Here is an 18,510-nt window from a genome sequence, read left to right on the forward strand (position 1 = left end):
CCGCGTTGCTTGCATCTGAACGCGGCTTTGGTAGGGCGACAAGCAACAATGGATTCGCGTTTTAGTATCATTTGGTTGTTCACCACGTACGTTCAGGATCAAAGCTAGCGTGGATGAAGCTCCATTTTCTCGTTGCGGCTGGTGCGAAGTGGACCCGGAATACCAGCGGTATCACGACGAGGAATGGGGCGTTCCACAGCGTGACGATCAACGGCTGTTTGAAAAGGTTTGCTTAGAAGGTTTTCAGTGCGGGCTGTCGTGGATCACAATTCTGAAACGCCGCGACGCCTTTCGGGAATGCTTTGCCCAGTTCGATCCGCTTCGGTTGGCGGAGTACTCTGCATCGGACATCGAGCGTTTGATGCGGGACGCTCGGATCATTCGCAATCGAGCAAAAATCGAAGCGGCGATCCACAACGCTGGTCGCATGCGTTGTTTGATGGACGAGCATGTCTCGTTGGGCGAGTTGTTGTGGCAGTTCAAGCCTGAACGCGACCTCGCGTTTGCTTACGCGGACGAGATTCCGGCCATCACGGATGAATCACGCCGGATGAGCAAGGAGCTGAAACGACGTGGATGGAAGTTTGTTGGCCCCACGACGTGTTATGCTCTGATGCAGGCGACCGGCATCGTGAACGACCATGTTGTTGGATGCTGGCGATACCCGATCATCCAGGCAATGCGAGAGTGATCATGGCGACGAGCAGCCCCAGCCAAACGAGCGGCCCCAGCCAAGTCGAGCGATCTGTCGATGCCAATGAACCGCAGGTTGCCACGCCGGGTCGAGTCAAACTGTCCAAGGCAATTGATTGGAAGAGTTTTTGGCTGGGGTTGGGTGGATTGTTTGCGGGAATGCTTGTTTCGATCGTCGCTGGAGTGACCGGAATGTGGGCGATCGATGACACATTTCGGCAGTTTGATCAATTTGTAACGATCATGTTCGTGTTCGTTGGCGTCATCTGTATGCCCATACTGGGGGCGTTTGCACTGTTGACGACCCTGCCATTGTTGATGCTGCAGCGCTATATCACTCGTGTCGCGTTCGTTGCTTTGCTCGGGCTCGTTTGTGCTGGGCTTCTCTGTTGGACACTGATGTTGTTCGAGCAAGGTCCGCGAGGAGATTTTAAAGATATCTGGGATGAACTTTCCCCGCTGCTGTTCGGTTACTGCTTGGCGTTGGCCTTGGTAGCGAGTGCGGTCGGTTGGATGAGCACGCGGACGCTGCGTCCAAAGTTGAAGGCCTCACTACCGCCCCGTCGCGGGTCGATCGCCGACTCGTTGGAATTGATGGCGGTGTCTGCGCTGGTCTTTGTTGTTTGTCGTGCGATGTTTGAATCACTCCAAGACCCCATCGACTTTTGGGTTTCAGTGGCCCTTGGGGTCATTGCCGGATCCGTGGTTTCTTCACTGACTTTTGTCTTGATGCCGCGTAATGCAGGACCGACGGCACATTCGCCCAAAGCTTGGTCACTGAAATGGATACCTGTCTATTTTGCCAACTGGATGGGAGCATCCGCCGCGATCACCGCCTGGGGGTTTTGGGTCGAACCTCGCACGCTGAATTGGGCGTTTCAATGGGATTCCGTATGGGCAGTTGTTCCGGTTTCCCTGTTCTGTGCTGCTGTTTTCATGCTGGTAACAACCGTGGGAATCTTGTGGTTGCGTTTCGTGGGGTGGTCACTGGATTCGGGGGCCAGCCGAAAAACGGCAGTCAGCGCAGCCAGCTCTCAAGGTTGAACCGGTTCGCAGCGTTCCACGGCGGACAGAGGCAACTCGGCGTAGAGATGCGGGAACAAGTCGCCTCCGCGAGACGTCTCCCACTTCAGATGTTCTTCGATGTCGCGGACACGAATGTGCAGCACGACTAATTCGGACTGGCCGGCGAAGTGAGCCGCGAGGGTGCCGGGGACTTGTTCGGGGGTTGAGAGATGAATGAAGCCGTCCTTTTCATCAATCGGGGCCGGCGGCAAGATTCCCGTGGACTGAGTCGCTTCCCATTGCTGCTGGGTCGCGATTTTGCAAACGGTTTGGGTGGCGGGGGCAGTCATTGATTGAGAACGCTTGGAATAGAGTTACTCGGTGACGCTCGTGATCAGGTCACGCGAAAACGTGAGAGGTTACGAAAAAAGCCGGCTGGAATTTCCAACCGGCTTTGTAGTGTCCGTGAAGACGTTGTTCAATTGCGGCGAAGGTGCCGCGAAATTTCCGTCTGTTCTTGAGCGAACCGATCTCAGTCGCGAACGATGACGCGGCCCAGTGGCGTGAACACAACGTCGACGCAGTGGTCGCAGCAAGCGAACTTGAACGTCATGATCTTGCGACCCAAGAAACCTTTTTTGCAGCAGACCAATTCAGGAATGACGTTTTCGCAGCAAGCGGGAACGCATGCGCTGACTTCGACGGGGCAGCAGGTCAGAGGGTTCTTCACGCACCAAGACACCTTCACAGGTGCGGGTGGGCAGCAAACAGGAGCTGGTTCGCAGCAAACCGGCGCGGGTGCTTCGCAGCACACGGGAGCTGGTTCACAGCATGGATCGCCACAACCGAGCAGCCCACAAGCGCTGGCGGTCGAAGCGGACGAAATACAAACGGCAACCGCGACGGCTGCGAAGATTCGAGCAAGGTTCATCGGATTTTCCTGAGAAAGAGGAGTAGTGACACTCTGTAACTTTCAACGCAATTGCGCGTGTGGGGAAAAAGTTGCAATCAGTTTGAGTCCAATCCTAGTTGGCAAAGCGATACAATCCGAGCATCCGTCACTAGCCGCACGGATTTTCGGGTGAAATAATGAGCGGACCGGATCGCGAGGCTTTGTTTTTCGTCGGATCCGCTCAGGCGGTGGCGGATGATTCGTCGCAATCGTCATTGCTTGACACAGAATTGAATTCGTTTTGGGCGAGACTGAACATTTGGGTTCAGGCCGCCATGTATCCCCGCTTCAAACGGAGAAGCTTGATGTCGCGTTTGTTTTTGACTGCTGCTTTGGCATGTGTGATGGCAATTCCCGCTGCTTTCGCCGCAGACCCCGCCACCGCAGACAAAGGACTTTGCCAAGGCGATCCCATCGGCGCGTTCTACGTCACCAAGGTTGCTGGTGCAGAGGATGACGGCGTCGAAGCTGGCGAAGCGTTGTGCTATCGCTGCAAGTACGGCTCGCGTCCCATGGTGATGGTTTTCGCTCGTCAAACGGCTGAGCCCGTCGCGAAGTTGGTCAAAGAAATCGATGCTGCCGTGGCAGCCAACGAAGATGCACAACTGAAAGGCTTTGTGACTCTGTTTGGCGAGAAAGCCGACAGCTTGAAAGACACCGGCAAGAAGATGGCTTCGAAAAATGTGCCAATCGTCGTTGCGAAAGACAAGAACGGCCCTGCCAATTACAAACTGTCCGACGACGCGCAAGTCACCGTCGTGATCGCAAACGAATCGCAAGTGGTGGCTCGCCACGAATTCTCCGCCGACAAAGTGGACGTCGCTGCCGTCATGAAAGAAGTCAAGCAAATGCTGAACTAGTCGGTCGTCGAAAGACCTCCTCTAGCAAAACGTTATCAGCCGCCTTCGATCGTTCGGGGGTGGTTTTTTTGCGCGAATCATTGTTCAAACGGTCGACGTCTTTGATCGCCTCTGGTTTTGTATGTTTGGACCTGTGTGCTTCGCGGAAAAGATGTCGAGCATCATATCGTCGGATCCCATCATGCTCGGTACGATCTCGCGAAAGCAAGTTTTGGCAGCCGAGTTCGAATAGAGGGAGCGAGCGTTGGATTGGGATTGGGCGGACGACGACGAAGAGCTTGTGACGGCCTATCACGAAGCGGGGCACGCCATCGTTGGGTGTGCCTTGGGAGCCCACATCGCGTCCGTATCACTTTCGCAAGCGTCAATGTTTGACGACGAGGACGAGATTGGTGTCCGTCGGTTTGGCGATTGCATCGTCCAGTGGGGGCGGATCGATCCCAATTCCGATTGGCAGGTGACTCGTGAACTGCTGACGATCCTAGCGGGGCCGGTTGCCGAGTTTGTTTACCAAAGCGGTGATGAGGACGCCTTGGATGTGCGGACTTGGGCGGGTGATTGGCGACAAGCCCAACGTTGCGTTGAGATTCTCAAAAAGGACCCACAGCAACAAGAGAAGTTGCTGCGTCAGTGCATCGCACAGTTGCGACACATCGTGTCATCGGAACCTTGCTGGTCGGCCATCGCCGCATTGGCGGACGAGCTGATGTTGGGCGATGAAATCGAAGGCGAGCAAGTCGCGGACTTGGTGCGTTTCTGGTGGAGCCGCGCGTGACCGTGGGTTGAGGTACCATGTCGGGCCAGTCCTCCCCACAAGCGAACACTTCCCAACGAGCGAACACGATATGAATCTTGTGACGAATCGCCTTGCCGAGACGGGTGCTGGCCCGTTGTATTTCAGCTTTGCTCTTTCCGCTGTATTGTTCTCGGGCGGGTTCGGATCAGACGGACAAGCTGAGGAACCTGATGCCGCGAATGCGGTGGCAAAGGCCAGCCGCGTCATGCCTGTTTGGCCCAGCGAGCCACCAGCATGGGACGCGCCGAATGATACGGAGCGTGACTTCACCAAATCGAGCGACAACAAGGTCGGCGGGCGTCGTTTGATTCGGCTGGGCAATGTTTCCAAGCCCGAAATGCACGTCTATCCCGCGATGGATGCATCAGGGCAACCATCCAAAACCGTGATGGTCATTTGCCCAGGGGGCGGTTTTTCGATTTTGGCGTGGGATTTGGAAGGCACCGAAATTGCCGAGCAATTGGTCGCCGGAGGGGTGACCAGCGTTGTGTTGAAATACCGTGTTCCGACGCGTTCGATGGAACCGAAATGGAAGCCACCGGTGCAGGACATTCAACGGGTGATTGCGTTGGTTCGTGCGGGCGAGGTGACTGGACAGCAGCCTGAAAAGGTGGGCGTGCTGGGTTTCTCAGCGGGTGGACATGCGGCCTGTCGTGCGGCCACGATTTCGGAGCGTCAATACGACGCCGTGGACGACGCGGATCAGTCGATCAAGCTGCCTGATTTTGCTTGTTTGATCTATCCAGCATGGCTCGTCAAAAAAGACGCAACCGATGAACTGGATGGCTTTGAAATCAATGAGCAATCTCCACCCATGTTTTTGGTTCACGGAGAAGACGATCGGTTGACCGTGATGAACTGCGTCACGGTGTTCACGAAATTGCATGAAGCCGGCGTGCCTTCGGCGTTGCATGTGTTCACCGGCAGTGGGCATGGTTTTGGCGGTCGCATGGACGGACGTGCCGATGATCTTTGGCCCGAATTGTGTTTGCGATGGATGCGTGACGAAAGTTTGCTTTCAGGAGATTGAGCGTTGGAACACACCGTTGACGTGCCGCCGATTCAGCCCGAGCAAGAATGGGCGAATGCATGGACGCATGGACTGTCGGCGGCACTTTGGTGTGGTGTTGGTGGTTGGCTGGTCCTGTCTGCATCGCAAGACACGGGATTGGCAATCGCCTGCGGCGTGTACGCCCTGTCAGTCGTCGCGACATTCACGTGCTCGACGCTGTCGCATGTCTTTTTGCAGCAGCCCCTGCTGGACCGATTCCGCGCCTGGGATCAAGCCGCAATTTATCTGATGATCATCGGAACCTACACACCGATCACCTACGGATATGCTCCTGAGGGCTGGCGGATGCCTTTGCTGATCCTCATGTGGACCGCGGCGATCGTCGGGTTTTACAACAAGGCCATCCGAATGCACCGCGTGCATTCGATCAGTGTTGTTTCTTACCTGCTGATGGGCTGGCTTCCCGCGATCCCGCTGATCACCAACGTGCCGCTTGAACTCGCTTGGTCGATGCTGCTCGGCGGAATTGTGTACAGCCTGGGAGTGGTCTTTTTGATGAACGATCGTCGTGCACCGTATCTGCATGCCGTTTGGCACTTGATGGTGCTCACCGCATCGTTGGTTCATGCCATCGGAATCGCCTGGTACGTCGTCCAACCCACAACGTTGACATGATGAAGAAGGCCGAAAGCAACAACGAAGGTTCTGGAACAGCCACCACAGTCAATGAATAGCCATCCGCGGCGATCGAAGTTTCAATTTCATCAAGATATGGCATGATGAAGGTGTTGAAGCTGTACTTGAACCCGGTGGCGTCATCTGTGCCGATGCCCATGTTGGTCCCGGTCAAGACGTATTGACCACCGATTTCGATGAAGGCTCCTTCTCCCGAGTCGCCTCCCACTAAAGTCAGTTCGTCAGGACCGCCGCCGCCCAAAGGATGATCCCAACGATAGATCAGTGACTCGCTGATCGCCCCAGTATCGAGTTCCTCGGTCTGCGTGAAATCAATCGTATCCGATCCAAATTGGGAACCTTGCCCCTGAAGAATCATCGGCCGTCCCAGCATGTCGTAGTAGCCACCACCCAAGACCGCCATCGGCGTGATTCCGTCGCTTGGCGAGATGGGAGCTGAAAGCCGAACCAATTTCAGGTCGCTGAAATGAAGGCTTCCCGCGGGCAGAAACGTGCCGTCATCCTTGGTGAAGTCATTTTGCAGAATCGTCTGAAGGACTGTCGAACTGGATGCGGTGTAGGTGTGACGGGTGCCATCCGCTGCCACGAATGTGGGATCGATCGTGGCGGTATGCGTCGCGGTGATGTAGTGCTGGGGAGTCACCAAAACCGCGCGAGAAACTGCGACGCCCGTCAGCAAGGAGTGATCGAGCCAGAAGTCGGGGTTCAGCGAACCGTCGGCCAAAAAACGATTGTGTCTGGCGGCAGAAAAGTTGGCGAAGGTTGCGGCGTCAGTGGCCTGTGCCACCAGTCCAAACAAGGCAAGCAGCACCAGTCGTTGAGCAATATATCGGCAGAGGATCATTTTTAACCAACCACGGCTCTTACACCTTTGGACCCAACGCGATCAATTCTCAACGCAGGTCGATTGATGATGAGCTCAGTTTGCGTCCGCCGTCAAAGTATCAGAGTCCGTGACTTCGATTGTAATCGGGAAACTGGCCACGCCGCCATCTCGTTCGGCAACCAAGAAGAATGAACGCTTGCCCAACGCAGCCACCGGATCTGCCGTGACAAAAAATTCACGCTCGTTCTCGTTGGGTAGCACCAGTAAACCACTCAGCCCAATGTTGTCGACGTAGACGCCGTGGGCCGCGTTGTGCCCGCTGCCTTCTTTGCCGAACCGAATCTCGGACTGGTCGATGTTGCCTTTGGTGTCTTTGCCTCGTCGTAGAACGATACGTGCCGAAACGGTCTTTCCCCGAGGCACGCGAAGCGTCCAGTCTTCATTGCGGGGAACATCCCGATCGATGGGTTGGATCATGGGAGTGACTCTCGGTTTGTCACCGATGGTCAGACCGTTGATTTTGCCCGCGACACGTTCCACGCGGCGCTGCAGTATCTCCGCCGAGGCTGTGATGGTTCGTTCCAGTGCTTGAGCGGGCTTTGCCAGTCCTTCAGGCACAAAGAGCACGGCTTCGGCGGAGGTTTGATCCGGCTCAATCGTCACGGGAAAGTTTGAATGCCATCCCGGTGGGAGTCCGCCAATGTCAAAGGTCACGGGACCTCGGAACCCATCCAGCCGTTTGACATTGAGATCCAGCTTTCGGCCGGCACCGGCTGGAATCGAAGGGGTGATCTTTCCGATGGAGGCCGTGAACGAGGGAGCCGCCGGGCGGATCTGAAGCTTGTACTGGTAGTCATCCGCGTAATGCCCGCGGGTATCCGACACGCAAACCGTGAACCTTCCATCATGCGGGGCAACAAAGCGAAGCTGACTGCCATTGCCGAGCATTCGTCCAGGATCGTCATCGTTCTCCCAATCAACATGGAAAACTGGTAAACCGTTGGGCTCGGGAGATTCGCCCGGTGACAATTCGCGGACGATGTAGGCGGGTTCGCCCAATGCATGGGTGGTGTGCGTTGTCCCAAAGTAAGTGTGCCGGTTACCCGAACCTGGATACATGTCGAATCCCGAATCGGGACCGCGCGGGTGTCGCCAGGTTCGAGTGACTTCGCCGTTGGAATACAGGTATTGGTTCAGGCCGATCTCTTGCCAATTGAACAAACGAAAATCGCCAGTTTGTTTGCTGTCTTTTCCACGGAATGTGAAGTAGGTGTCTCGGATGGCTTGCAACCGAGTGCGGACCAACGGCAAACCGGCTTCGTCAAGAATGCGAATCTTTGGATCCAAGTCGCCCGCTGTCCGCTGGGCCGCGATCATCCAAACCTCCCCCTCATTCGCCTCGAATTGGTAGCGGTCCTCTTGCTGTTTCGAGTCGATTGATCCTGTGATTTCGGCTCCGCGAGGCACTGAGGCAATTTGGTCGTTGAATTCTAGGTCAACCTCTTTCAAGGAAATGGGATCGCCCAGGTCCAGGTAAACCGAGGAGATCTCCGATCGAGTGACCACCGGACTGGAACGTCTCGTCGTCAGTTTTCTCTGTTCGATATATCCACTCATGAGCGAAGCGGAAACCTGAGTGCCGTCCGGATGGACCACCAAGTCAGTGGCGACGGATTCGAACGGTCGACTCGTGCCCACAACCGTCCAATCCCGAGTCCTCAAGACTTTCACGTTGCCCGACTCGCACAGCAAAACGAGCTGACCTCCGTCGCGAGTGAATGCCATGCGTTGGATGGGCGATTCATCCACAAATCGAGTCTCGATCAATGGATTGATCTCGGCGTTTTCCCTTGAGATGAAACGCCAGACTCGCAACCGATTGTCGGCACTTCCGGCCAAGATGAATTGATTGTCGGGGGTGAAGTCGACGCAAAACACTTCGCCCTCGGGTTGACTGAGCGTGTCCAGGCGGTCACCGGATGCAACCTCCCACACTTTCGCGGTTTCATCGGCACACGCCGAAACCAAGTGTTTGCCATCGGGCGCGAATGCCAAGTCGTAGATCGCACCGTTGTGCCCACTCAGCTCGCGGAGCATTTCGCCAGACTCGGCGTCCCATAAGAGGATGCGATGATCGTATCCCGCCGTCGCAATTCTCTTTCCGTCCGGTGAAAATTCGGCGGCATACAGCACATCGTCGTGCTCGAGTAGCTCCAGCAAACGCTGACCTTGCGCTACCGAATACACGATGGCTTGGCCATAGCCACCGGTCAGTCCCGTTGCGATGACCAATCGTTCGCCTGACGAGTCGAAGCACAACGAATTGATCTTGCCCGTTTCCGTCTCAATGATTCGCGAAAGACCGCTTTCGCGATCGAGCAATTCGATCGACCCAAATTTCGCGTGTGCTTGATAGCGTCCATCCGATGACTGAGCGATTGCGGTGATAGGCAAACGAGCGCTGGACTTCGGTGCGATTTGTGGTGTCTGTAATTCTCGCTTGTTTGGCATTTCGCCATCGGGACCCTTGGCACCATCCTGGATCCATTCCGCCAACACTTCGAGTTCATCGGGCGTCATGCCTTCCATGTCATCCGGTGGCATCACGGGTTCCATGGCACCCGACGCCAGCGAATACAGTCGGCTGCTGGATGCAACACCCGCGGTGATGGCGAGGCCTGAATCGCCGCCGCGAAGCAAAGCTTCGTGCGAATCCATTGCAAACCCACCTTGGGCATCGTCCGCCGAATGACAACCGACGCAGTACTTTTCCAACAGCGGCACGATGTCCGTCGCGTAATCAACCGCATGTGCGGGCACGGTACTCATCACCAGCGTGAACGCCGTCAACGCAATCCAAATTCGATTCATCATCATTTAGTGGTTGTAGGTGAACTCGACGCTGGTCAAAACGCTCCACGCGACATCTTGCATCGCGGTGCTTTGGTCTTCGTACTCGTCCATGACGGCAAACAAGGATTCACGTTCTGACTTGGTTGGCCGCCGTGACAGGGCGCTTAAAAACAGTCTGTCCAAGTACTCTTGGCGAGACCATCCTTCTTTGACCGCCCGCGAAGGCAAACTGGATTCGTCGCTCAATTTTGGGTTCAGCGTTTCGCCATTGGAAAGATGCAGCACTTGAACCATCGAAGGTTCCGCGTCCCGTTCGCACTCGCAAACAATTTCGCGTGGGTTGCGTCCAAACGTCTTCAGGAAATACGAATCCACGGCTGAGTCGTACAGTTCGATCGCTCGTGTGCCGGCTTCGTAAAAGTCCGTTTTTTGCTTGTCGGCGCCCGAGAACGCGATCTCGGTGAACGAAGTGGATGTCCCGAGAACTTGATCGATTGAATCCAGCAGGACCTCCGCCATCAAGCGACGCGGAGCGTAGTGGCTGAGGTATTTCGGATCCGCTTGGTTTTCCGGCAAAGCAACGCTGCTTCGTTGGTATGTTTCGCTTTGCAGAATCGTCCGCATCAACGATTTCAAATCGAACCTAGAGTCGATCAGATGTTCCGCCGATGCTTGCAGCAAGGCTTCGTTGCTGGCCGGATTGCTGAGCCGTAGATCATCGACTTCCTCGACCAACCCACGTCCAAAGTAGTTCGCCCAAACGCGGTTGGTGATCGATCGTGCAAAGTATGGGTTGTCAGGACTGGTCAACCAGTCCGCCAGGACGATCCGTCGGTCCGTGGCGTCGTCGAACGACATCGGGACACCGTCCAAAGGAGTCGGAGGTTGAGGCTTGCCGCGGTTCGGCTGGACCAGCTCGCCCGTGGTCGCCACATACAATTCACGTCGGCCGTCCCCGTTGCGGCTGTCACCGCCCCATCCCTTTGCTCTCACGCGAGAGAACAGATTGGCCATGGCGTAGTACTGGTCATTCGTCCATTTTTCGAGCGGGTGATTGTGGCATTTGGCACAACCAATCGAGAGACCCAAAAATGATTGGCATGCACTTTCCGTCATGTCCTCGGGAGTCTGGTTGACGGCGAAGAAATTGGTTGCGCCGTTGGTGTCGCTGCTGCCCGTGGAAGTCAGGATCTCACGAACCAGTTGGTCCCAGGGTTGATTGACACGGACGCGATCGTGCAACCAGTCGTAGTAGGACTTGACCGCGATGGGACGCAGTTTGTTTCCATTGATCACCAGCACATCCGACCATTTGTAGGTCCAATAATCCGTGAAGGATTCCGAAGCCAACAGTTGGTCGATCAACAAATCGCGGCGTTCGTGTTCCGACCAATCAATGAATTGTTTGCGTTCTTCTTCTGTTGGCAATCGCCCGATGGTGTCGACGGTTGCCCGCCGCAGGAACGTCGCATCGTCGCAGCGGGGGGACGGCGGCAAACGAAGTGTTTGAAGCTGTTGCAGGTTCAGTTCGTCGATGAAGTTGCGACGAGGGGCTTCGGTGAAGCGAATGTCGGTGGCTTCGTTGTCGAACGGGACCGTCATTCGGGCCAGCGTCACTTTGCTCGCGTACCACACCAACACCGCGGCTTGTCCGCTGCCATTGATGGTCACCCGTCCGTCCTGGTCGACTCCCGCAACGGACTCGTCGGTTGCGGAAAACTGAGACCAGTGTGTGACATCACGCGTCGACCCGTCGTCGTAATGGGCCGTGACCAAAATTTGCGAATGATCACCAGGCCTCAGCAACGTCTGCTCAGGAGTCACGCTGATGTGCTGGATCGTCGGATCGTCATCCGACGGTGACGCGGCACCTTGTGCGATCCATTGAGAAAGCACCTCGTAGTCACGTGAATGAACGTCCAATCGCAGTCCACCCTTGTGCGGCAAGGCTCCGGTAGGTTTGGCCAGCAGCAAACTGCGACCCGGATCGGCCAGCTCAATGCGTCGGCCGCGAGCTTCTTGGGTGATAGCAAAATGGTCGGCGGGACTGTCGTAGCCACGCAGCGATAACACGAATCCGCCTTTTCCCGCCAAGGCACCGTGACACGCACCCATGTTGCACCCTTGTTTGGCCAAAACGCTTTGCACGTCGTTGCGAAAGCTCCACGCATGGTCATCGCTCGTGCCGGTGACACGAACCTGCGTGGTCGACGTGCCGTTTTCGTGAGTCGCGGTGATGGTGACGGTTCCATCCGAAACCGAATGGACGGTGTTGCCGACCATCTTGGCGATGGCAGGATCGGAGGAAGTGAACGTGACATCGGCCATTTCACGACCGAAGTGCGTGATGTTGTCGTCGCTGGACGACTGGTCGGAGTCGGCTTTCTGCACCAACGTGAGTTGTTGCAAATCGTCCGTGTGTTGCAAGTGCACGATACGTGGCAACAAGACAACCTGTGTTTCCGTCGAGTCGACCGCGTCTTTCGCGTACGACACCGACACTTGCCCAAACAAGCTTGGACCGATGGCGATGGTGGTCAGCAACAACAGCATGTTGGAAATTCTCATGCGAACAACTCCTTGATCTCACGAACGCCAAAGTCCACCAACGGGAACGGTCGGCCACCGGGGCCGGGCAGTTCCGCATGCAAATCCAAGTCCATGGCTTTGAAGATCGTCGCGATGATTTCGCCGGGGTTGGTGGGCCGGTCCGCGGGGACGCCACCGATGGGGTCCGATTTTCCGATCGCGCGGCCACCCACGACGCCGCCCCCCGCAAACGTGCACGAGAAGCATTGCGGCCAGTGGTCACGACCGCCGGCGGGATTCACTTTGGGTGTGCGTCCAAACTCGGCCAATCCGCAAACCATCGTGTCCTCCAACAACCCTCGCTGATCCAAGTCCGAAATCAACGCCGAGTAGGCTTGGTCATACATCGGTGCGACGATGTTCTTCATGCCTTCGATCGTGGTGAATGGCTTGCTGCCATGGATGTCCCATGTGATTTCGTTGAAGACGGTCAAGAACGTGTTCACTGTTACAAACCGCACGCCGGCTTCGATCAATCGTCGAGCCAACAAACAACATTGGCCAAAACGGTTCATGCCATAACGTTCGCGAACCGTCGTTGGCTCTTGGCTGAGGTCAAACGCCAACCTTGCGTCGGGACTGTTCATCAAACGGTAAGCCGCCTCAAAATTCGCGTCGAACAACTTGGCCGATTCCGTGGACTCGAATCGGTTCATGTGACTTTCAATCGAGTCACGCATGCGACGACGGCGATCGATCCGGACATCCGGAAGCGAGTCCGGTGGCAGCAAGTCAGGGACCTTGAAGTTGGGTTGGCTCGGGTCGGCCATCAAGGCGAATGGGTCGTAAGCTTTGCCCAGAAAGCCACCGGCCTGTCCGTTGGGCAGATTGCCTCCACCGCGTCCCATGGTTTGTGGCAACACAACGTGCGCCGGCAAGTCAGTCCGACGTCCTCGCAAGTATTCCACCACAGCACCCGCGTGCGGGTAGTTCACGCCGCCCGTGAATTGACGACCGGTTTGCAACATCTGCCATCCTGCATCATGCACCGCGGCGGCGGTGTGATAGCAAGAACGAACGATGGAAAATTTGTCAGCGATCTCAGCATGCCGAGGCAGGATCTCGGTCAGCTCAAAATCGCCGCGTGTCGAGATCGTTTGAAACGGCCCGCGAACTTCCGCCGGAGCGTTGGGCTTGGGATCGAACGTATCCATTTGGCTGGGAGCACCCAGATTGAAAATCATGATGCATGATTTCTTGTCCGAGTTTTGTCCGGCGGCACCCGCCGCTTCCGCCGCCAACAACTGCGGCAACCCAAATCCGATCGCTCCCAAGGCTCCCACCTGCAAGAAGTCTCGCCTGGTCGTGCCGTTGCAGGTGTGGGTCTTGGCTCGAGATGTCAAATTCAACATGGCGGGCTCCGGGAAAGCGACCTTCGGTTGGCAGAGAACCAGGTTGTTCACCGCCGAACGTTTGGCTGAACGTCTGGTGGAATGTTGGCCTCGTCATGCTGCGGGTGAGCAACCGAATTCGGCGACTCATCATGCTCGAGTGCGAGACGTGTCAGGTGGGCATTGGCGAGGGGCAGGGGAACGCACCTGTGACCAAGGGGCGTGCCGCGTCCATTGTAACCGACTCGGTGGACGCAAGTTCGCCAATAAGCGGCGATCGGGAGTGTGTGTTTCGACCTCTATCTCCAGCAGGGTATCACTGCGCGATCGTCATTCGTTGCCGAGGCGGAGACACAAATCGGGCAGCAGCCAGATTCATTGACGGCCACGTCACCTCTTCAATTTCTTGACGCGAACGGGTGGTACACCTACCATCCGATTTGCGTTGGCGACCGAAGCGGAACTCATCCATGAACTTGGGCGGAAGGAAACAAGAATGCGATATGCGATGCTGTTGGTCTTGCTCGCGGCGGCCACATTGAATGCCGACGACTGGACCCCTCCCGAGTCGCCTGATCCGCACACGATCCTTCAAGAGGCACATGCCGACGCGCGTAGCAAACGCTACGAGGACGCCCTTGCTAAACATGTCTGGTTCCACGAACACGCGCTCGAAGTGGAGCCTGCGATGTATGGAGTGCGGTTGTCATTTGCATTGGCGTATTGGCACGATCTGGCACAACAATATCCACCCGCTTTGAAAAAGCTGAAGGAAGTTCGGGACGCGGCTCGCTTGGAAGCTTTGGCCGGCAAAAACGTTCACCAATCGTTTCACGACATGGAATCCATCAACGCACAATTGGGGGAACAGACATCAACGATGAAGGTCTTTGAAACCTTGGACAAGGAGAAGCCAAAAGCGGCGGAGAGGGTTTTCTCGTTGGCGGAGTCTTCATTGATCCGAGGTAAGGCTTACAAGTTGATCGGCAAGTACCTTTCTCCAGAAAAAGACTTCGACAGAATTTGCGAGGGCTATCGGGTGGACAAAGAATTGGCCGCAAACCCGCAATTTGGCGAGCGGCACATGGACTATGCCAACGAGTCTTTTGTAAATGATTCGACAACTCTCGTGGCCCTCTTGGTTGTCAACGACCGCAAAGAAGAGGCCGAAAAGATCGCCGCGTCAGCGCGGAAACTTTACGACGACCAGTCGTTTCAAGCTGCGCTCGATCGAGCACTGAAGGGCGTGGTCCCCGACCCTTGGCCGTAACCGTATCGAACTGGACAATTCAGACCATCCCGAACTTCATTTCGGATTTCAACGTCCAGAGATACTGTCGAACGATGAACACACGCTCGTTGGAATTCGCTTCGAAGAGGATCAAACGACAATCGAATCGACCGTCGGAAAAGTGCAAGTGTTGGGAACTCAAATGAAAACGGTGAGCTTACCTAGGGAATAGGACCCAGCCAAAGATTCACCGCCCGCCGGTGTCTTCCAACACGTCGATGAAGGGAAAGCGACAAAGGGGAACGGGAGGCTCGTCTTGCGTCTTTAACTTGTCCACAAGTTTGGGTGCACAGGCGCCTTCTCGCGAATCGATGGGTCTGAGAACCAGCATCGTTGATGCAATGATGGCTACCACTTCTTTACGCCGGAGGCGTTGAGAGCGATTAGCCAGTGGACGAGCGTAGCGAACACCACGGGAATGGAATCGAAAGAGGCGGACTCGACCCCATCCAGGGGCAACAGTTCGTTGGCTAGAGCAACCGTGGGTGTCGCTACACTCAACGCACGGCGAATGGCTAACGATCCCTTCGGGATGCTCCGGGGCATAGCATTTTCCGGCAACTTTTTTCTCGTCCACACCTCATTTCTTTCTCGATGCGAAGATGGGTATGGGAAGGCATCCTCACTTTCTACTGCGCATCAAGCCAATTTTTTGTGACTTCATCAAGCCGCTGGTTCTCTCGGCAGACTTGGTAGTCCAACTCGGCGATGATCTCGTTGGACCAACGCAGGCTGTCGAGCGTTTTTAATTCGTCTTCCGTGAAAAGAGTCGACTGGTCATCGCGCAAAAGCAGAACCGCTTTGTCGACCACACCCAGCAAACGCTTTGGCTCCCTCAGCTCTCGAATCTTGTGTTTGAAGTGCAGGAACTGCGGCGTCCATAGCGGGACGACGACCCATTCACCGTTCTCGACCGCATGCTCAAAGGCGGTGAAGCAGTCCGCTTCACTGCCCGTGTGGAACCGGTATCCCGCATTGTTCAATCCGTATTCGCTCATCATCGCAATGGAGAACCGAGTGATGCCCGCCCCCGGATTGATACCCTGAATATCACGCTTCATTTTGTCGGACACGCCGGGCTTGAGCAGGTCAGCGACTTCGGCAACCGCGGATTCGGGAACGTAGTCGGGGACTCCCCAGAGTGCATGCGGTTCGTAGTGCAGACCGAGAACTCGAAGCGGAACGGTATCTTCGACGTCCGCTTTGTAATCGCCATGGCTGGACGGTAGCCAAGCCGACGCCAGCATCTGCGTCTCACCTGCTTTTAACTTTTGAAAGTTGGCTTCGTGTGGGGAGTAAATCCGTTCGACTTCGATTCCCATGCCATGCAGAACATGCGCCGTCAACGATCCCGCGACTCGATGAAACGAAAGATCGGTGATGCCAAGCGTGATATGCCGCGTCATTTTCGTAACCCTTTTCGTTTTGTGAAAAGTGGTGAGTTAGTTTGTGAACCCATCGAGCACATTCTTTCCGATTGCTCGGCCGCTTTCCTGTTCCCTATGGGCCTGCGTGAGAGTTGACACACTGAGTTCGCCGAAATTTCGATTGACCGTCGAGAGGAGCGTGCCGTCGTCCAGAAACTCCGAGACACGGTTCAAAAGCTTGTGCTGCTGGTCGATGTCGTCTGTCTCGAACATCGAACGGGCAAACATGAACTCCCAGCTAAAGCTGAGTGCTTTCGGCTTGCCAGACTTGATGTCCAGAGTCTCCGGGTCGTCGATGAAAGCGACGTGACCGCGTGGTTTGACCAGCTCAATGATCGCTGAAAAATGGCCCTCGGTTCCCGTCAGCGCGGCAACATAGCGAGGCTGGATGTCGAGCGACTTCAGTTGCTCCACCAGAGATTCACGGTGATTGATGACATGGTCGGCCCCCATTTTCTCGACCCATGCGATCGTTTCAGGACGTGACGCCGTTGCGACGACGGTGAGCTGCGTCAATTTGTTGGCAAGCTGGGTCAGGATCGAGCCCACTCCGCCTGCGCCGCCGATGATCAGAAGGCTCTCGCCATTGCCGCCGCCTTCTTCGACGCCAAGCGAATCGAAAAGCAGCTCCCAAGCCGTGATCGATGTAAGCGGAATGCCTGCGGCTTCGGCGAAGCCAAGCGACTTCGGTTTTTTGCCAACGATCCGCTCATCAACGGCATGCAGTTCTGCGTTTGTGCCAGGACGGGTGATGTCTCCGGCATAAAAGACTTCATCACCAACGTTGAACTTGGAGACTTCGCTTCCCACTTGGTGGACAACACCGGCAGCGTCGTAGCCAATGATTTTCGTGCCACTCTCGGGCGATTGCCCGGCGCGGACCTTCACATCAACTGGGTTCACCGAAATACCGCGAACCTCAACGAGCAAATCATGCGGACGCAGCTTTGGAGTGTCAGCCTCGAATTCGATCAAGGCGTTCTGCGCATCAATTGGTCCAGCCTTCTTGTATCCAATCGCTTTCATTTGTTTGTTCCTTTTGAACGTCGAAAACTCGAATCAACGGACCATTCGAGCAACTCAAATTGCTTGAAACCTAACCCCGCAGGCAAACGTTGTTTCTCCCGTTGTCTCAACGGCCGATCAGACCGGACGCCAGCGGCTTGAAGCGGAAGATGAAAAACGGTTTCGATGTCTTGTCTTTTCCACCGTTGAACGACGCTCCAAGATGCACCTGAGCGGCAGACACGTACATGAAGCCGTCGTGATTGAAGCTGATGCCGTCCGGCCATTGCATGCGATCGTCGAATGCGAGCTGCGTGTATCGTCGATCGCTGGCAGAGACCACGCCGATGCTGCGGCTTTCCACGTTGGTCGAGTAGACATTGCCAGCGGTGTCGATCGAGAGCCCACCGTTGTTGACCTTGGGACTGTACGTTTCTAACGCCGTCGCCAATTCGTCTTGCGACAAAGTCTCGTCGGCGATCGCTTTCATCGGCACCCGATAAAGCTTCTTCCCGCACAAGGGAGCGAAGTAAAGCCACTCGCTGTTCGCATCCAAAGTGATCCCGTCACAGCCAACCAGCACAGGAACTCTTTCGCCGTCGATCATGATCGGCGAATCCTTGTCGGGCTGCGTCATCGAGCGGCCTTCAAGCAATCGGCGAGTGGCTCCGGTTCTTAAGTCGACGACAACGAGAGCGGCTTTCGATCCGTCACCACCACGGCCGATCCCTTCGTCTGCGATCACCGCAAGCTCGCGCCTTGGGTCGATCACGAAGTCATTCAGTTGCGAAGTCGGCCGACTTGCTGGTGCGGGGATATAGTAAATTCGGTGAAGCTCATTCGACGTCGTGTTCCAACCGACCAGTTTCGGAGTGATGTTGTTTCTCGTCCCCATGTCCAGCATCCAGACAACTCCCTGGTCATCGTTGCGAATGCCCAGCACATCATCGAGATACCAGTCGTTCTCCTTGCGCGGTGTGTTCCATCTCTTGTTGGGAAATGGCGAGACGACCTTCTCGTCAGCATCATACGTTGCGACACGAATTTCCGGCTTGAAGAACGGATGGTGGCTAAGAGCCTATCCGGAAACTGGTATTTGCTGAAAGCCTGATAAACGCGATACTTTGAGCTCCTCGAAGCAACGGAGTGTGCGATGACCGATGGCAACCGAAAA

The 18,510-nt window shown here is 55.8% G+C and carries 17 protein-coding genes; 8 read left to right on the forward strand and 9 right to left on the reverse strand.

Translation table 11 applies throughout. The annotated features are described in order from the left end of the window. The first annotated feature begins 109 nt into the window (after positions 1-109). Both LOC70_RS22025 and LOC70_RS22030 read left to right on the forward strand, forming a co-directional pair. Positions 110-691 (forward strand): DNA-3-methyladenine glycosylase I, encoded by a 582-nt coding sequence (locus LOC70_RS22025; protein WP_230256123.1) that lies wholly within the window; start codon positions 110-112, stop codon positions 689-691. Positions 692-693: 2 nt separating this feature from the next. Beyond that, a complete protein-coding gene (locus LOC70_RS22030) occupies positions 694-1,737 on the forward strand; it encodes a hypothetical protein (protein WP_230256124.1) in 1,044 nt (347 codons plus the stop codon). Here LOC70_RS22030 and LOC70_RS22035 read toward each other — a convergent pair. Beyond that, positions 1,728-2,048 (reverse strand): DUF952 domain-containing protein, encoded by a 321-nt coding sequence (locus tag LOC70_RS22035; protein WP_230256125.1) that lies wholly within the window; start codon positions 2,046-2,048, stop codon positions 1,728-1,730. The genes LOC70_RS22030 and LOC70_RS22035 overlap by 10 nt on opposite strands. Positions 2,049-2,243: 195 nt before the next feature. Here LOC70_RS22035 and LOC70_RS22040 point away from each other — a divergent pair, with 195 nt between their 5' ends. From LOC70_RS22040 to trhA, 5 genes are all read left to right on the forward strand, one after another. Next, the gene (locus tag LOC70_RS22040) at positions 2,244-2,642 is read left to right on the forward strand and encodes a hypothetical protein (protein WP_230256126.1); all 399 of its coding nucleotides are present in this window, start codon (positions 2,244-2,246) and stop codon (positions 2,640-2,642) included. Positions 2,643-2,787: 145 nt separating this feature from the next. After that, the gene (locus tag LOC70_RS22045) at positions 2,788-3,510 is read left to right on the forward strand and encodes a hypothetical protein (RefSeq protein ID WP_230256127.1); all 723 of its coding nucleotides are present in this window, start codon (positions 2,788-2,790) and stop codon (positions 3,508-3,510) included. 244 nt (positions 3,511-3,754) lie between these two features. After that, entirely contained in the window at positions 3,755-4,285 is a 531-nt protein-coding gene (locus tag LOC70_RS22050) for a cell division protein FtsH (protein ID WP_230256128.1), read from the forward strand. Positions 4,286-4,364: 79 nt separating this feature from the next. Next, positions 4,365-5,336 carry an alpha/beta hydrolase gene (locus LOC70_RS22055; RefSeq protein ID WP_230256129.1) on the forward strand — a complete coding sequence of 324 codons (972 nt, stop codon included), beginning with the start codon at positions 4,365-4,367 and terminating at the stop codon, positions 5,334-5,336. 3 nt (positions 5,337-5,339) lie between these two features. Continuing rightward, positions 5,340-5,993, forward strand: coding sequence for a PAQR family membrane homeostasis protein TrhA (gene trhA, locus LOC70_RS22060; protein WP_230256130.1), 654 nt, complete (start codon positions 5,340-5,342; stop codon positions 5,991-5,993). On the opposite strand, the gene LOC70_RS22065 is transcribed toward trhA, so the two are convergent. The 4 genes from LOC70_RS22065 to LOC70_RS22080 form a co-directional block, all read right to left on the reverse strand. Then, entirely contained in the window at positions 5,926-6,825 is a 900-nt protein-coding gene (locus LOC70_RS22065; protein WP_230256131.1) for a PEP-CTERM sorting domain-containing protein, read from the reverse strand. The two genes, trhA and LOC70_RS22065, sit on opposite strands and share 68 nt — an antisense overlap. A 108-nt stretch (positions 6,826-6,933) precedes the next feature. Then, on the reverse strand, positions 6,934-9,717 hold the full coding sequence (locus LOC70_RS22070) for a c-type cytochrome domain-containing protein (protein ID WP_230256132.1): 2,784 nt from the start codon (positions 9,715-9,717) through the stop codon (positions 6,934-6,936). After that, positions 9,718-12,261 carry a DUF1553 domain-containing protein gene (locus LOC70_RS22075; protein WP_230256133.1) on the reverse strand — a complete coding sequence of 848 codons (2,544 nt, stop codon included), beginning with the start codon at positions 12,259-12,261 and terminating at the stop codon, positions 9,718-9,720. It lies immediately after the preceding gene. Further along, positions 12,258-13,634, reverse strand: coding sequence for a DUF1501 domain-containing protein (locus LOC70_RS22080; protein WP_230256134.1), 1,377 nt, complete (start codon positions 13,632-13,634; stop codon positions 12,258-12,260). Before LOC70_RS22080 ends, LOC70_RS22075 begins: the two co-directional genes overlap by 4 nt. Before the next feature lie 475 nt (positions 13,635-14,109). On the opposite strand from LOC70_RS22080, the gene LOC70_RS22085 reads away from it, so the two are divergent. Beyond that, positions 14,110-14,883 (forward strand): hypothetical protein, encoded by a 774-nt coding sequence (locus LOC70_RS22085; RefSeq protein ID WP_230256135.1) that lies wholly within the window; start codon positions 14,110-14,112, stop codon positions 14,881-14,883. A 208-nt stretch (positions 14,884-15,091) separates the two neighbouring features. Here LOC70_RS22085 and LOC70_RS22090 read toward each other — a convergent pair whose 3' ends face one another. The 4 genes from LOC70_RS22090 to LOC70_RS22105 all read right to left on the reverse strand — a co-directional run bounded on the left by LOC70_RS22090 (position 15,092) and on the right by LOC70_RS22105 (position 18,279). Beyond that, a complete protein-coding gene (locus LOC70_RS22090) occupies positions 15,092-15,235 on the reverse strand; it encodes a hypothetical protein (protein WP_230256136.1) in 144 nt (47 codons plus the stop codon). Between the two features lie 298 nt (positions 15,236-15,533). Then, positions 15,534-16,310, reverse strand: coding sequence for a glycine betaine ABC transporter substrate-binding protein (locus tag LOC70_RS22095; protein ID WP_230256137.1), 777 nt, complete (start codon positions 16,308-16,310; stop codon positions 15,534-15,536). Positions 16,311-16,346: 36 nt separating this feature from the next. Then, positions 16,347-17,357 carry a zinc-binding alcohol dehydrogenase family protein gene (locus LOC70_RS22100; protein WP_230256138.1) on the reverse strand — a complete coding sequence of 337 codons (1,011 nt, stop codon included), beginning with the start codon at positions 17,355-17,357 and terminating at the stop codon, positions 16,347-16,349. A 106-nt stretch (positions 17,358-17,463) separates the two neighbouring features. After that, positions 17,464-18,279, reverse strand: a complete 816-nt coding sequence (locus tag LOC70_RS22105) for an L-dopachrome tautomerase-related protein (protein ID WP_315857293.1) — start codon at positions 18,277-18,279, stop codon at positions 17,464-17,466. Positions 18,280-18,510 lie beyond the last annotated feature (231 nt).

The sequence above is a fragment of the Rhodopirellula halodulae genome, from assembly GCF_020966775.1.
GTDB lineage: Bacteria > Planctomycetota > Planctomycetia > Pirellulales > Pirellulaceae > Rhodopirellula > Rhodopirellula halodulae.